This is a genomic window from Streptomyces sp. NBC_00620, assembly GCF_026341825.1.
Lineage (GTDB): Bacteria > Actinomycetota > Actinomycetes > Streptomycetales > Streptomycetaceae > Streptomyces.
Window position 1 is genome coordinate 1,864,733 of sequence record NZ_JAPENY010000003.1, and the last position, 14,199, is coordinate 1,878,931.

15 protein-coding genes are annotated in these 14,199 nt (G+C 69.7%); 14 read left to right on the forward strand and 1 reads right to left on the reverse strand.

Features of this window, described 5'->3' with window-relative positions:
• The first annotated feature begins 225 nt into the window (after window positions 1-225).
• The 14 genes from OG246_RS39395 to OG246_RS39455 all read left to right on the forward strand — a co-directional run bounded on the left by OG246_RS39395 (window position 226) and on the right by OG246_RS39455 (window position 13,487).
• On the forward strand, window positions 226-1,581 hold the full coding sequence (locus OG246_RS39395; protein WP_266473971.1) for a helix-turn-helix domain-containing protein: 1,356 nt from the start codon (window positions 226-228) through the stop codon (window positions 1,579-1,581).
• Window positions 1,582-1,823: 242 nt separating this feature from the next.
• Window positions 1,824-3,212, forward strand: a complete 1,389-nt coding sequence (locus OG246_RS39400) for a hypothetical protein (protein ID WP_266473972.1) — start codon at window positions 1,824-1,826, stop codon at window positions 3,210-3,212.
• Window positions 3,213-3,237: 25 nt separating this feature from the next.
• Complete coding sequence (locus OG246_RS39405; RefSeq protein WP_266473974.1) at window positions 3,238-3,810, forward strand: GNAT family N-acetyltransferase; 573 nt, start codon at window positions 3,238-3,240, stop codon at window positions 3,808-3,810.
• Between the two features lie 195 nt (window positions 3,811-4,005).
• Complete coding sequence (locus OG246_RS42940) at window positions 4,006-4,089, forward strand: putative leader peptide (RefSeq protein ID WP_353962415.1); 84 nt, start codon at window positions 4,006-4,008, stop codon at window positions 4,087-4,089.
• Window positions 4,090-4,224: 135 nt separating this feature from the next.
• The gene (locus tag OG246_RS39410) at window positions 4,225-5,919 is read left to right on the forward strand and encodes a nitrite/sulfite reductase (protein WP_266473976.1); all 1,695 of its coding nucleotides are present in this window, start codon (window positions 4,225-4,227) and stop codon (window positions 5,917-5,919) included.
• Window positions 5,916-6,095, forward strand: coding sequence for a hypothetical protein (locus OG246_RS39415; RefSeq protein WP_266473977.1), 180 nt, complete (start codon window positions 5,916-5,918; stop codon window positions 6,093-6,095). The genes OG246_RS39410 and OG246_RS39415 overlap by 4 nt, the downstream gene beginning before the upstream one ends.
• Window positions 6,092-6,799, forward strand: coding sequence for a phosphoadenylyl-sulfate reductase (locus tag OG246_RS39420; protein WP_266473979.1), 708 nt, complete (start codon window positions 6,092-6,094; stop codon window positions 6,797-6,799). The genes OG246_RS39415 and OG246_RS39420 overlap by 4 nt, the downstream gene beginning before the upstream one ends.
• Window positions 6,800-6,861: 62 nt before the next feature.
• On the forward strand, window positions 6,862-7,398 hold the full coding sequence (gene cysC / locus OG246_RS39425; RefSeq protein WP_266473980.1) for an adenylyl-sulfate kinase: 537 nt from the start codon (window positions 6,862-6,864) through the stop codon (window positions 7,396-7,398).
• Window positions 7,395-8,330, forward strand: coding sequence for a sulfate adenylyltransferase subunit CysD (cysD, locus tag OG246_RS39430; protein WP_266473982.1), 936 nt, complete (start codon window positions 7,395-7,397; stop codon window positions 8,328-8,330). The genes cysC and cysD overlap by 4 nt, the downstream gene beginning before the upstream one ends.
• Before the next feature lie 2 nt (window positions 8,331-8,332).
• Window positions 8,333-9,688 carry a sulfate adenylyltransferase subunit 1 gene (locus tag OG246_RS39435; protein WP_266473984.1) on the forward strand — a complete coding sequence of 452 codons (1,356 nt, stop codon included), beginning with the start codon at window positions 8,333-8,335 and terminating at the stop codon, window positions 9,686-9,688.
• 230 nt (window positions 9,689-9,918) lie between these two features.
• Window positions 9,919-11,028 (forward strand): aliphatic sulfonate ABC transporter substrate-binding protein, encoded by a 1,110-nt coding sequence (locus OG246_RS39440; RefSeq protein ID WP_266473986.1) that lies wholly within the window; start codon window positions 9,919-9,921, stop codon window positions 11,026-11,028.
• A 36-nt stretch (window positions 11,029-11,064) separates the two neighbouring features.
• Entirely contained in the window at window positions 11,065-11,853 is a 789-nt protein-coding gene (locus tag OG246_RS39445) for an ABC transporter ATP-binding protein (RefSeq protein WP_266473989.1), read from the forward strand.
• Window positions 11,840-12,742: an ABC transporter permease gene (locus tag OG246_RS39450; RefSeq protein WP_266473991.1), complete on the forward strand. Its 903-nt coding sequence runs from the start codon at window positions 11,840-11,842 to the stop codon at window positions 12,740-12,742. The genes OG246_RS39445 and OG246_RS39450 overlap by 14 nt, the downstream gene beginning before the upstream one ends.
• A 7-nt stretch (window positions 12,743-12,749) precedes the next feature.
• Window positions 12,750-13,487, forward strand: a complete 738-nt coding sequence (locus OG246_RS39455; RefSeq protein ID WP_266473993.1) for a sirohydrochlorin chelatase — start codon at window positions 12,750-12,752, stop codon at window positions 13,485-13,487.
• A gap of 11 nt (window positions 13,488-13,498) precedes the next feature.
• Here OG246_RS39455 and OG246_RS39460 read toward each other — a convergent pair whose 3' ends face one another.
• Window positions 13,499-14,107, reverse strand: a complete 609-nt coding sequence (locus tag OG246_RS39460; RefSeq protein WP_266473996.1) for a TIGR03086 family metal-binding protein — start codon at window positions 14,105-14,107, stop codon at window positions 13,499-13,501.
• Between the last annotated feature and the right edge of the window lie 92 nt (window positions 14,108-14,199).

The following is a 14,199-nucleotide window of genomic DNA, read 5'->3' on the forward strand; positions in this document are numbered from 1 at the left end:
GGACGGTCCTCGGATACGAGGTTTGCCGCGCTGACACGGGGGTGGTGCTGCGCCGACACGGCACCACCCCCGCTCTCAGGCCCCGTTCAAGGAGCACGACGCCGCACGGGCGACGTCATTGTCATTTTCTAGGAACCTTATGACCGTTGGCGAGAGTTGCAGACCGTTGCATTCCTTGGTGCACCTTGCGCGAACCACCGGCGTCCGCGGCCGGGAGCAGGCACGATGTGGGATGACGGCGGCGTCACAGCTTGTACGCGGTACTGGTTTCGGGAGTGCCCAGTGAAGACCACATCGTTCAACCCTGCCCGTTTCGCTCCGCTGGACGCGTCCGAATCGGCCCGGCGTCTCCAGGAAACCTGGGCCGCGACGCTCAGAGGCGACCGCTCCCCGATCGCGCCCCGTCCCGTTATCGGACAGTCCTGGCAAAGAGTGAAACGTTTCGGCGTGCAGCCCGAACAGGGCACGGGCAGCGTCCTGTTGCAGGCGGAGGAAATCGAGCACCGCCGTACCTCGACCGCGCTCGCCGACGTGATGCCGGTCCTCAGCGGCGGCCTCGGCTCGGTCGCCGACGCCTCCCTGCAGATCATGGTGGTCACGGACGCGGAGGGCCGGGTGCTGTGGCGCGAGGGCAACGCGGGCGTGCTGCGCCGGGCCGACGCCATCTGCCTGGAGGAGGGTGCCGCCTGGAGCGAGGACACCACGGGCACCAACGCGATCGGCACCGCGCTCACCGCCGGGGCCGCCGTCCAGGTGCACTCGGCCGAGCACTTCGTACGCACCCTGCACAACTGGACCTGCGCCGCGGCGCCGGTGCACGACCCGCGCGACGGGCGGCTCCTCGGCATCATCGACGTGAGCGGGCCCGACTGCACCTTCCATCCGGCCACGCTCGCGCTGGTCGACTCGGTGTCCCGGCTGGCCGAAAGTGAGCTGCGTACCCGCCATTTGGCATCGATCGAACGACTGCGCTCGGTGGCCGCGCCCATCCTGTGCCGGCTGGACGGCAAGGCGCTGGTCGTGGACACGCACGGCTGGCTCGCGGCCGTCACCGGGATGCCGCCGGTCGACCGGGTCCCGCTGCCCAACTCCTTCGGCGCCGGCCGGTACTGGCTGCCGCCCCTCGGAACGTGCGTCGCCGAACCGTTGCCCGGCGGCTGGCTGCTCCGGGTCACCGAGGCCGACACCCCGGGGTGCGCGAGCCGGGTGGTCCTCGACCTGAGCGAACCCCGGCGGCCGTGCGCCACCGTCGCGGGCGCGGCGGGCAGTTGGGCGCAGGACCTGAGCCCGCGCCACGCCGAGCTGCTGTACGTGCTCGCCCTCCACCGCCAGGGACGCAGCGCGGCCGAACTCGCCCTCGACCTCTTCGGCGACCCGACCCGTACGGTCACGGTCCGCGCCGAACTCTCCCGGCTCCGCCGCCGGTTCACCGGCCTCCTCGACCACCGCCCCTACCGCTTCCGCGAGGAGGTGGAGGTCGAGGTCGTCCTCCCGGACGACCCGATCGACCTGCTGCCGCAGTCGAGGGCACCCGCGGTGGTGGGGGCGCGCATGGACGGAAGGCGCCAGGGAGGCCAGTGAGCGGGAGGCACGGAGGCAGTACGTCCCGTGTCCCGAGCCGCCCATTCGGCGCTGCCGCCCGCGTCCCCGGACTCTCACCACCTACGCATTTCGTCAGTTTTCGTCAGTTTTCCCAGGTGTCTTCCGGGGTATTTGACCTGGCCCGTGGGTCTCTGCCGTAGCATCACTTGACAGGCCACCCCACCCGCCTCTCCGTCAACGCACGGAGTGTGAGAGGCAGTTGGCCTTCGTCGGGAGGACGCATGAAGCAGCGCGGCAGGCACCGTCGTCATAGGAGGGGTCAGGCGCTGCGCGCCACGCTGGCCGGAACCGCCCTCGCGCTCACCGCGGCAGCCACCCTGATCAGCACCTCCCAGGCCACGGGCAGCGGAAACCCGGGCGCGCTGGCCCCGCTCACCTCCTCGTCGACGGCCGGAAAGCTCGGCCTCCAGGAGAAGCTGGTCGCTCAGGGCACCATCGACACTCTCACCCGGCGGATGGGCGGGAACGTCGGTGTCGCCGGCATCCTCGACAGCGCCGACCACTCGATGCGCAACGAGGGCGACTGCGACGACTCGGAGCGCGCCGCGCTGCCCGTCGAACCGACGGCCACGCGCGCGTACTGCTGGGACAGCGCCGACGCGAAGGTCCGGCAGTGGCTGCCGCAGTCGGTCACGACCTCCGGGGACGCCTACGAGGACGCCACGTGGGGCGACCGCCGGGTGATCCTGGCCGGCTGGACCCATGAGGACCAGCAGGCCGCCGACGACTCCCGGGCGGGCGAGCCGACAAGCGACGAGGGCCTCGCCCGGATCGCCTTCATCGACGCGACCGACCCGCACGCCCTCAGGTACCGCTATGCGCTGCTCGTCGCACCGCAGGACGGCGGCAAGGACTTCGAGGCGGTCCGCTCCCGCCTGGGCGGCATGGTCTGGTACCAGGACAAGCTGATCGTCACCGCCCGCAACGGCACCGCCCTGCTCGCCTTCGACCTGCGCCGCATCCTCGAGACCGATGTGAACAGCGCGGCGATCGGCAAGGTGAGCGGCGGCTACTCGGCGGACGGCTACCAGTACGTGATGCCGGCCATCGGCTCGTACGACCTGACCGGCGGCGCGTGCAGCCCCGTCGACGACCACGCGGTCCCCTGCTTCGGCTCCCTCTCCCTGGACCGCACCTCGAGCCCCGACAGCCTGGTGGCGACCGAGTCGTCCGTCCCCGGCGGCGATGACCGGGCCCGCGTCTGGCGGTATCCCTACAGCACCTCGATCCTCCGCACAGGACTGCTCGCCGCCGACTCCAAGGGCCGTGTCGACGCCGACGAGGCCTACGAGACCAAGGCCACCGGAGTGTCGGGCGTGCTCTCGCACACGCCGGACGGCGGTGACGAGCCCGAGTGGTACGTCGCCCAGACACCGGCCGACAACGGCAGGAACGGCACCCTCTGGCGGCAGACGGACAGCGGCGCCAAGGCGGCCACCTGCACCACGGACCAGTCCTACGCCTGCTGGGGCCTGCACACCTCGTCCCTGTCGTACTGGTACGAGACGGGTGAGCTCTGGACGCTGACCGGGACAGTGGCCGCCGACACCGCCTCCGGGCGTGTGCTCTACGCGGTTCCGCTGTCCTCGGTCGACGGTTCGCTCGGATAGGCACCCCCGTGATTCCCTGACCTGCATGAGCAACGTCACTGTGACCACCTGGTCCCTGGAGCAGACGGCACCGACCGACCTGCTCCCCGCGATCGCCCCCGACGGGGACGTCCGGATCGTCCGCGCCGAGATCCCCTCCCCCGAGTTCAGCCGCTTCCTGTACGCCTCGGTCGGCGGCGACATCCGCTGGACCGACCGGCTCGCCTGGTCGTACGAGCGTTGGCAGGAGTACCTGGACCGGCCGGGCGCGGAGACCTGGGTCGCATACGACCGAGGGACGCCCGCCGGGTACATCGAGCTCGACCCCCAGGACGACGGTGTCGTGGAGATCGCCTACTTCGGTCTGATACCCGCCTTCCGGGGGCGCCGGATCGGCGGGCACCTCCTCTCGTACGGTGTCGCGCGGGCCTGGGACCTGGCCGAGCGCGGGTCCGGGCGGACGGAGACGAAGCGGGTCTGGCTGCATACCTGCAGCAAGGACGGGGAGCATGCGATGGACAATTACCTGCGGCGCGGCTTCAAGCTCTTCGACACCAAGGTGGAGGAGGAGCCCGAGGTCGCCGCACCCGGACCCTGGCCGGGAGCGCGGGCCGTCTGACCAGCGGTCGACCAACGGCCCACCAGCGGCGGACCAGCCGCTGACCTGCGGCGTCGTGAGCCCTTGTCGCGCCACGGCCCGCTGAAGTGCCCGGTCATGTGACCGACAACACCCTTGTCTCACGATCCGGGACAAGGGTGTCCACATGATGGATGACGGTGGACTGTCCCGAGACCCCCATGACACGCTTCCGTCATGTCTGGAACTGGGATTGCCTTGGTGAGTCGGCGGCACGTCGACCTCGGCCGCATGTCCAGCGCCATCTGTCCGACGGGCTGACAGCCCCGGCACGGTCGGCATTTCCCTGTTTCCCTCCCCCTGCGCGATGAGGCGCACGCACTTACGCGTGCGCCCGTTTCCGCAGGTATGAGCCGCTCTCCTTCCTGTCCCGCAGTCCCGAAGGACGTATCAACCATGGCCGCCACCCCGCAGAATCCCGCCGCAGCGCCCCGCCGCAAGGTGAGCCGTCACCGCGGTGAGGGTCAGTGGGCCGTGGGTCACTTCACCCCGCTCAACGGCAACGAACAGTTCAAGAAGGACGACGACGGTCTCAACGTGCGGACACGCATTGAGACGATCTACTCCAAGCGCGGCTTCGACTCGATCGACCCCAACGACCTGCGCGGCCGGATGCGCTGGTGGGGCCTGTACACCCAGCGCAAGCCCGGGATCGACGGCGGCAAGACCGCGATCCTGGAGCCGGAGGAGCTGGACGACAAGTACTTCATGCTGCGCGTGCGCATCGACGGCGGGCGGCTGACCACCGAGCAGCTGCGTGTCATCGGCGAGATCTCGCAGGAGTTCGCGCGCGGCACCGCCGACCTCACCGACCGGCAGAACGTGCAGTACCACTGGATCCGCATCGAGGACGTCCCGGAGATCTGGAACCGGCTCGAAGCCGTCGGGCTTTCCACGACCGAGGCCTGCGGTGACACCCCCCGCGTCATCCTCGGCTCGCCCGTCGCCGGCATCGCCGAGGACGAGATCATCGACGGCACGCCCGCGATCGAGGTGATCCACCGCCGGATCATCGGCAACAAGGACTTCTCGAACCTGCCCCGCAAGTTCAAGTCCGCGATCTCCGGCTCGCCGCTGCTCGACGTGGCGCACGAGATCAACGACATCTCCTTCGTCGGCGTGAACCACCCGGAGCACGGCCCCGGCTTCGACGTCTGGGTCGGCGGCGGCCTCTCCACCAACCCGAAGCTCGGCCAGCGCCTCGGCGCCTGGGTCCCGCTGGACGAGGTCCCGGACGTCTACGAGGGCGTCATCTCGATCTTCCGCGACTACGGCTACCGGCGGCTGCGCACCCGCGCCCGCCTGAAGTTCCTGGTCGCCGACTGGGGTATCGAGAAGTTCCGCCAGATCCTGGAGGACGACTACCTCAAGCGCAAGCTGATCGACGGCCCCGCGCCCGACCAGCCGGTCGCCCGCTGGCGCGACCACGTCGGTGTGCACCGGCAGAAGGACGGCCGCTTCTACGTCGGCTTCGCGCCGCGTGTGGGCAGGGTGGACGGCACCACGCTCACGAAGATCGCCGAGCTGGCCGCCGCGCACGGCTCGGGCCGTCTGCGTACCACCGTCGAGCAGAAGATGATCGTCCTCGACGTGGAGCAGGAGCAGGTCGACTCGCTGGTGGAGGGCCTTGAGGCGCTCGACCTGACCGTCAAGCCGTCTCCCTTCCGGCGCGGCACGATGGCCTGCACCGGCATCGAGTACTGCAAGCTCGCGATCGTCGAGACCAAGGCGCGCGGTGCCTCCCTGATCGACGAACTCGAGCGCCGCATCCCCGAGTTCGAAGAGCCGATCACCATCAACATCAACGGCTGCCCGAACGCCTGCGCCCGGATCCAGGTCGCGGACATCGGTCTCAAGGGCCAGTTGGTCCTGGACGACGAGGGCAATCAGGTCGAGGGCTTCCAGGTGCACCTGGGCGGCGCGCTCGGCCTGGAGGCCGGTTTCGGCCGCAAGGTCCGTGGCCTGAAGGTCACTTCGGAGGAGCTGCCCGACTATGTCGAGCGCGTCCTCAAGCGGTTCCAGGAGGAGCGCGAGGACGGCGAGCGATTCGCCACCTGGGCGACCCGCGCCTCCGAGGAGTCCCTCTCATGAGCGAGCGAGCTGCCCCTTTCTACTGCCCCTACTGCGGTGACGAAGACCTTCGTCCGAGTGAGGAGGGACACGGCGCGTGGGAATGCGCGGCGTGCAATCGAGCCTTTCAGCTGAAGTTCCTCGGGTTGCTGTCCCGGGGGCTTCAGCGAGAAGACGGTGGAGGGGCAGAGATATGACGACGATTCAGGAAGAGCGTACGGACGAGGACTTGAAGAGTCTCGCCGAGCAGGCGGGGCGCGATCTCGAGGACGCGTCCGCCCTGGAGATCCTCCAGTGGGCGGTCGGCACCTTCGGTGCGAAGTTCTGTGTGACCTCCTCCATGGAGGACGCGGTGGTCGCCCACCTCGCCTCCCGCGCCCTCCCCGGCGTGGATGTCGTCTTCCTCGACACCGGCTACCACTTCCCGGAGACCATCGGCACCCGGGACGCCGTCGAGGCGGTGATGGACGTCAACGTCATCACGCTCACCCCGCGTCAGACGGTCGCCGAGCAGGACGCCGAGTACGGCCCCAAGCTGCACGACCGCGACCCCGACCTGTGCTGCGCGCTGCGCAAGGTGAAGCCCCTCGAGGAGGGGCTCACCAGGTACAGCGCCTGGGCGACGGGCCTGCGCCGCGACGAGTCCCCGACCCGGGCGAACACCCCGGTCGTCGGCTGGGACGAGAAGCGCCGCAAGGTCAAGATCTCGCCGATCGCCCGCTGGACGCAGGAGGACGTGGAGGCGTACGTCGCCGAGCACGGCGTGCTCACCAACCCGCTGCTGATGGACGGTTACGCCTCCGTGGGCTGCGCGCCCTGCACCCGCCAGGTCCTCGAGGGCGAGGACGCGCGCGCCGGCCGCTGGGCCGGACGCTCGAAGACCGAGTGCGGGCTGCACTGATGACCGCGCCCACGAAGAGTCCCCAGACCAGTCAGCACCCCCGGATTTCCCAGGAGAAGCAAGTGACGACCGGAGCCACCATCTGGCTCACAGGTCTGCCGAGTGCCGGCAAGACCACCATCGCGTACGAACTGGCCGGACGGCTGCGCGAGGAGGGCCACCGCGTAGAGGTGCTCGACGGCGACGAGATCCGTACGTTCCTGACGGCGGGCCTCGGCTTCTCCCGCGAGGACCGGCACACGAACGTGCAGCGCATCGGCTACGTCGCCGACCTGCTCGCCCGCAACGGCGTGAAGGCCCTGGTTCCCGTGATCGCGCCGTACGCCGACAGCCGCGAGGCCGTCCGCAAGCGTCACCAGGTCAGCGGGGCGGCGTACATCGAAGTGCATGTCGCGACGCCGGTCGAGGTGTGCAGCGAGCGGGACGTGAAGGGCCTGTACGCCAAGCAGGCGGCGGGCGAGATCTCGGGGCTCACCGGGGTCGACGACCCCTACGAGGCGCCCGAGTCGCCCGATCTGCGGATCGAGTCGCACACCCAGTCCGTGCAGGAGTCCGCGGCCGCGCTGCATGCGCTGCTCACCGAGAGGGGTCTCGCATGACGACCGTCGTGACTGTCTCCCAGGAGACCGGCAGCCCGTACGCGCTGTCCCACCTGGACGCTCTGGAGTCCGAGGCGGTGCACATCTTCCGCGAGGTGGCGGGCGAGTTCGAGCGGCCGGTGATCCTCTTCTCCGGCGGCAAGGACTCCATCGTCATGCTCCACCTCGCCCTCAAAGCCTTCGCACCCGCCGCGATCCCCTTCACGCTGCTGCATGTGGACACCGGGCACAACTTTCCCGAAGTCCTCGAGTACCGCGACCGTGTGGTCGCCGAACACGGACTGCGCCTCCATGTCGCCTCCGTCCAGGACTACATCGACCGCGGTGTGCTGCGCGAACGCCCCGACGGCACCCGCAACCCCCTCCAGACCGTCCCCCTGACGGAGAAGATCCAGTCCGAACGCTTCGACGCCGTCTTCGGCGGCGGACGCCGCGACGAGGAGAAGGCCCGCGCCAAGGAACGCGTCTTCTCCCTCCGCGACGAGTTCTCCCAGTGGGACCCCCGCCGCCAGCGCCCCGAACTCTGGCAGCTCTACAACGGCCGCCACGCACCCGGCGAACACGTCCGCGTCTTCCCCCTCTCCAACTGGACCGAACTCGACGTCTGGCAGTACATCGCCCGCGAAGGGATCGAGCTGCCCGAGATCTACTTCGCGCACGAGCGTGAGGTCTTCAAGCGGTCCAACATGTGGCTCACCGCCGGTGAGTGGGGCGGCCCCAAGGACGGCGAGACCGTCGAGAAGCGTCTGGTCCGCTACCGGACCGTCGGCGACATGTCCTGCACCGGCGCCGTCGACTCCGACGCCATCACGCTGGAAGCCGTCATCACCGAGATCGCCGCCTCCCGCCTCACCGAACGCGGCGCCACCCGCGCCGACGACAAGATGTCCGAGGCCGCGATGGAAGACCGCAAGCGCGAGGGGTACTTCTAACCATGACCAGCACCACCGAACCCACCGAGCCCTTGTCGGTCGAGCAGTTGTCGGCGACCACCCTGCTGCGCTTCGCCACCGCGGGGTCCGTCGACGACGGCAAGTCCACCCTCGTCGGACGCCTGCTCCACGACTCCAAGTCGGTCCTCACCGACCAGCTCGAGGCCGTGGAACGCGTCTCCCAGAGCCGCGGCCAGGACACCCCCGACCTCGCCCTCCTCACCGACGGCCTGCGCGCCGAACGCGAGCAGGGCATCACCATCGACGTCGCCTACCGCTACTTCGCAACCGCGCGCCGCCGGTTCATCCTCGCCGACACCCCCGGGCACGTGCAGTACACGCGGAACATGGTCACCGGCGCCTCCACCGCCGACCTGGCCGTCGTCCTCGTCGACGCCCGCAACGGCGTCATCGAGCAGACCCGCCGGCACGCCGCCGTCGCCGCCCTCCTGCGCGTCCCGCACGTCGTCCTCGCCGTCAACAAGATGGACCTCGTCGAGTACAAGGAGTCCGTCTTCGCAGCGATCGCCGAGGAGTTCACGGCGTACGCCTCCGAACTGGGCGTCCCCGAGATCACCGCGATCCCGATCTCGGCGCTCACCGGCGACAACGTGGTGGAACCCTCCGCGAACATGGACTGGTACGGCGGTCCGACGGTCCTGGAGCACCTGGAGACGGTCCCGGTCAGCCACGACCTGACGAGCTGCCACGCCCGCCTGCCCGTGCAGTACGTGATCCGCCCGCAGACCGCCGAGCACCCGGACTACCGGGGCTACGCGGGTCAGATCGCGGCCGGAACCTTCCGCGTCGGCTCCCCGGTCACGGTTCTGCCGTCCGGGCGTACGTCCACGATCGCCGGGATCGATCTGCTGGGCACGTCGGTCGACGTCGCCTGGACCCCGCAGTCGGTGACCCTCCTGCTTGACGACGACGTCGACATCTCGCGCGGCGACCTGATCGTGCCGACCACGGACGCGCCCCCGATCACGCAGGACGTCGAGGCGACCGTCTGCCACGTCGCCGACCAGCCCCTCACCGTCGGCCACCGGGTGCTGCTCAAGCACGGCACCCGCACGGTCAAGGCGATCGTCAAGGACATCCCGTCCCGGCTGACCCTCGACGACCTGTCCCTGCACCCGCACCCCGGGCAACTCGTCGCCAACGACATCGGCCGCGTGAAGATCCGTACCGCCGAACCGCTGCCGCTCGACTCGTACGCCGACTCACGGCGCACCGGCGCGTTCATCCTGATCGACCCGGCCGACGGCACCACGCTGACCGCGGGCATGGTCGGCGAGTCGTTCGCCTCGCCGGAGCCCGTCAAGTCCGAGACCGACGACGACGGTTGGGACTTCTGACGTGAACCTCATCGACATCTACTCCACGTTCGCGAAGGAGGGCGGCCGCGTCGGCAGCGGCGCCCTCGGCAGCGGGCAGGGCGGAGTCGCGCGATGTGCGCGATGACGTACGCGCACCGCTTGCGCGCCCCGTCCCCCCACCCGCCGTCGCGGACGCGACGAAGACCCGTCGACCTTCCCGGCCACGTACTGAAACCGTGACCGCCGGGCCAACGAGAGGAACACCTCCCGTGCCTGCCAACCGCTCTCTTGCCCTGAAGCGCGGCCTCGCGCTGATAGCCGCACTGCCCCTCCTCACCCTCGCCGCCTGCGGCTACGGTTCCGACTCCAAGGACGAGGGCACCACGAAGGTCGCCGCCGGCGCCGAGAAGATCGACGGTCTCGACTCCGTGAAGATCGGCTACTTCGGCAACCTCACCCACGCGACCGCGCTGGTGGGCAACCAGAAGGGCTTCCTCCAGAAGGAGCTCGGTGCCACCAAGGCCGAGTACGCGGTCTTCAACGCCGGACCCTCCGAGATCGAGGCGCTGAACTCCGGCTCCATCGACATCGGCTGGATCGGCCCCTCGCCGTCCATCAACGGCTACACCAAGTCCAAGGGCACGAACCTGCGCATCATCGGCGGCTCGGCCTCCGGCGGCGTGAAGCTCGTGGTCAACCCGGACAAGATCAAGTCCCTGAAGGACGTCAAGGGCAAGAAGATCGCCACCCCGCAGCTCGGCAACACGCAGGACGTGGCGTTGCTCAACTGGATCTCGGACCAGGGCTGGAAGGTCGACGCGGAGAGCGGCAAGGGCGACGTGTCCGTCGTCCGCACGGACAACAAGGTCACCCCGGACGCCTACAAGAACGGCTCCATCGACGGCGCCTGGGTGCCGGAGCCGACCGCGTCCAAGCTGGTCGCCGAGGGCGGCAAGGTGCTGCTCGACGAGGCCGACCTGTGGCCGGACAAGAAGTTCGTGATCACGAACATCATCGTGTCCCAGAAGTTCCTCAAGGAGCACCCGGACGTCGTCGAGGCCGTGCTGAAGGGCTCGGTCGAGACCAACAAGTGGATCAACGCCAACCCGGACGAGGCGAAGGCCTCGGCGAACGCGCAGCTCAAGATCGACTCCGGCAAGGAGCTTCCGGCGGATGTGATCGACCCGGCGTGGAAGTCCATCCAGTTCATCAACGACCCGCTGGCCTCCACCCTCAACACGGAGGCGGAGCACGCGGTGAAGGCGGGTCTGCTGGAGAAGCCCGACCTTGACGGCATCTACGACCTCACGCTCCTCAACAAGGTCCTCAAGGCCGAGGGCGAGAGCACGGTCGACGACGCCGGTCTCGGCGCCAAGTAAGCCCGGATCCCGATGAGTTCCCAGGAGGTGACGACCATGGCCACCACACTCGCCAAGGCTGCCGACGGCGCCGAAGCAGTGAAGCATGCCGCCCGTATCGAGCATGTCTCGAAGTCCTTCGCCGGGCCCGCCGGGCAGCAGCTGGTCCTCGACGACATCACCCTCGATGTCGCGCCGGGTGAGTTCGTCACCCTCCTGGGGGCCTCGGGATGCGGCAAGTCGACGCTGCTGAACCTGGTGGCGGGGCTCGACGCCCCGTCCGCCGGCAGCATCTCGACGAACGGCCGCCCTGCCCTGATGTTCCAGGAGCACGCGCTCTTCCCGTGGCTGACCGCGGGCAAGAACATCGAACTCGCCCTGCGGCTGCGGGGTGTCGCGAAGGACGAGCGGCGCGACAAGGCGGAAGAACTGCTCGGACTCGTCCGCCTGAAGGGCGCGTACGGCAAGCGCGTACACGAACTGTCCGGCGGTATGCGGCAGCGTGTCGCGCTGGCCCGCGCACTCGCGCAGGACAGCCAACTGCTGCTGATGGACGAGCCGTTCGCGGCCCTCGACGCCATCACGCGCGACGTACTGCACGACGAGCTGACCCGCATCTGGCGCGAGACGAACCTGTCGGTGCTGTTCGTCACGCACAACGTGCGCGAGGCGGTACGGCTCGCGGAGCGCGTCGTACTCCTGTCCTCCCGTCCCGGGCGGATCGCGCGCGAGTGGACGGTGGAGATCCCGCAGCCGCGCCGCATCGAGGACGCCGCCGTGGCGGAGCTGTCCGTCGAGATCACCGAAGAACTGCGTGGGGAGATCCGCCGTCATGGCCAGCACTGAGACCAGGACCGACGCGGTCCCCCGGGACACGCACGACCTCTCCGGTCTGGAGGCGGGCCTCGACGCCCTGGAGACGACCCAGACGGGCCGTACTCCCTTCCGGCAGACCTTCGTGCAGAAGATCCTGCCCCCGATCATCGCCATCGCGCTGGTGCTTGTGGTGTGGCAGGCACTGATCTCGTTCAAGGTCGTCACCGACCCGAGCAAGCTGCCCTCGCCGGGCGCCGTCTGGGACCAGATCGAGCAGGCCTGGCTGGAGGGCAAGCTGCTCGGCTACATCTGGACGAGCGTCTCCCGCGGCCTGGCCGGCTTCGTCCTCGCGCTCGCCATCGGAACCCCGCTGGGTCTCCTGGTGGCGCGCGTGAAGTTCATCCGTGCGGCGATCGGCCCGATCCTGTCGGGCCTGCAGTCCCTGCCGTCGGTGGCCTGGGTGCCGCCGGCCGTGATCTGGCTGGGCCTGAACAACTCGATGATGTACGCGGTGATCCTGCTCGGCGCGGTCCCCTCGATCGCCAACGGGCTGGTGTCCGGCATCGACCAGGTACCGCCGCTGTACCTGCGCGCGGGACGCACGATGGGCGCAACGGGGCTGCGCGGCACCTGGCACGTCGTCATGCCGGCCGCCCTGCCCGGCTACCTCGCAGGCCTGAAGCAGGGCTGGGCGTTCTCGTGGCGTTCGCTGATGGCGGCGGAGATCATCGCTTCCTTCCCGGACCTGGGTGTGGGCCTCGGCCAGCTCCTGGAGAACGGCCGCAACAACAGCGACATGGCGACCGTCTTCCTCGCCATCCTGCTCATCCTGTTCGTCGGCATCGCCATCGACCTGCTGATCTTCAGTCCGCTGGAGCGGTGGGTCCTGCGCAGCCGCGGTCTGCTGGTGAAGAGCTGAGCCGACCATGCGCCAACAGCCGGTCCTTCTGGTCATCGCCCACGGCAGCCGCGATCCGCGGCACGCCGCGACGGTACACGCCCTGGTGCGGCGGGTACGGGCACAGCGCCCCGGCATCCGCGTCGAGACCGGCTTCCTGGACTTCAACATCCCGTCGGTGAACGGAGTGTTGGAGTCCCTAGCGGCCGAGGGCGTACGGGACGTGGTCGCCCTACCCCTGCTCCTGACCCGCGCCTTCCACGCGAAGTCGGACATCCCGGCGGTCCTGTACAGCGCGCCGCGGCAGCTCCGCATCCGCCAGGCGGAGGTGCTCGGCCCGTCGCCGCTGCTGCTCTCGGCCCTCGAACGGCGTTTGTACGAGGCCGGGTTGACGCCGGCCGACAAGTCCTCGACCGGGGTCGTACTGGCCTCGGCGGGGTCCACGGACCCGGAGGCGATCGCAGTGATCGCTGAAATCGCGCGGGAGTGGCGGCACACCGGCTGGTGCGCCGTGCGACCTGCGTTCGCCTCCGCGTCGGGGCCCCGCACGGAGGAAGCCGTACGCGAACTGCGGGCGCTGGGCTGCGCCCGGGTCGCGGTCGCGCGCTACGTCCTCGCGCCCGGCTTCCTGCCGGACCGCATCGCACGGGGCGCCGCCGAGGCGGACGTACTCGCCGATGTGCTCGGTCCGGCGCCGGAGGTGGCGCGGGTGCTCCTCGACCGGTACGACGAGGCTTCGCTGCCGGCCCTGGCGGCGGTGGGCTGAACAGCCCGACGTCACCGGTGCGCGTCGCCCACGGCGGCCCGCCGCGGATCCCGTCCGCTCGCCGCCAGCGCGCGTTCGAAGGCGGGCGCGTCCTCGGGAACGGCCACCGGGTCGGCGAAGCCGTCGTACTGACGGTAGAGGTCGCCGTGCGTCTCCACGACGTCCAGGACGAGCCGGCCGGCGCCGTCCGAGACACGGAACTCCTGCCCGGTGGCGGTCGCGACGTCCCAGCCGTGGACGGCCGTCTCCTTGACGATCATCGAGGCGAGCTCGGCGGCCGGCATCTTCGCCATCCCGAGGTCGACCTCGCCCTCCCACACGGAAGGGTCCTTCCAGGCCGCGACGGCACGGTCCAGCTGGGCCGCGTACGCCTCAGCCCAGTCCGGGTCGGCCGTGAAGTCGCGCCCCGTCAGCTCCTCGGAGAGCTGCTCGCGCAGCGCCCGGTGCTCCATCCCGTGCGAGGTGTAGAGCACCCAGTGGTTGACCAGGGTGTGCAGGTCCCAGTCCGCGCAGGGGGTGGGTCCGGTCAGTGGGCTGCCGGCGGCCGTGACGCCGCGTGCGACGCGGGCGGCTTCGGCAGCGCATTCGGCCATGTACGGGTACACGCTGTCTCGGTTCATGCACCTCACGCTAGGCATCCAGCCCGCGCCCCTCTTGAACAAACGCGACGCGCCGGGTTGACCTTGCCCTCGGGGCAGACCCGAGGGTGCCC

Bases quoted from the DNA above. Each gene is read 5' to 3' on its own strand.
- OG246_RS39400 (WP_266473972.1), top strand. From the start codon at position 1,824: ATGAAGCAGCGCGGCAGGCACCGTCGTCATAGGAGGGGTCAGGCGCTG.
- cysD (WP_266473982.1), top strand. From the start codon at position 7,395: ATGACGACCGTCGTGACTGTCTCCCAGGAGACCGGCAGCCCGTACGCG.
- OG246_RS39435 (WP_266473984.1), top strand. From the start codon at position 8,333: ATGACCAGCACCACCGAACCCACCGAGCCCTTGTCGGTCGAGCAGTTG.
- OG246_RS39420 (WP_266473979.1), top strand. From the start codon at position 6,092: ATGACGACGATTCAGGAAGAGCGTACGGACGAGGACTTGAAGAGTCTC.
- OG246_RS39445 (WP_266473989.1), top strand. From the start codon at position 11,065: ATGGCCACCACACTCGCCAAGGCTGCCGACGGCGCCGAAGCAGTGAAG.
- OG246_RS39455 (WP_266473993.1), top strand. From the start codon at position 12,750: ATGCGCCAACAGCCGGTCCTTCTGGTCATCGCCCACGGCAGCCGCGAT.
- OG246_RS42940 (WP_353962415.1), top strand. From the start codon at position 4,006: ATGTCTGGAACTGGGATTGCCTTGGTGAGTCGGCGGCACGTCGACCTC.
- OG246_RS39395 (WP_266473971.1), top strand. From the start codon at position 226: ATGTGGGATGACGGCGGCGTCACAGCTTGTACGCGGTACTGGTTTCGG.
- OG246_RS39405 (WP_266473974.1), top strand. From the start codon at position 3,238: ATGAGCAACGTCACTGTGACCACCTGGTCCCTGGAGCAGACGGCACCG.
- OG246_RS39460 (WP_266473996.1), bottom strand. From the start codon at position 14,107: ATGAACCGAGACAGCGTGTACCCGTACATGGCCGAATGCGCTGCCGAA.
- OG246_RS39450 (WP_266473991.1), top strand. From the start codon at position 11,840: ATGGCCAGCACTGAGACCAGGACCGACGCGGTCCCCCGGGACACGCAC.
- OG246_RS39415 (WP_266473977.1), top strand. From the start codon at position 5,916: ATGAGCGAGCGAGCTGCCCCTTTCTACTGCCCCTACTGCGGTGACGAA.
- OG246_RS39410 (WP_266473976.1), top strand. From the start codon at position 4,225: ATGGCCGCCACCCCGCAGAATCCCGCCGCAGCGCCCCGCCGCAAGGTG.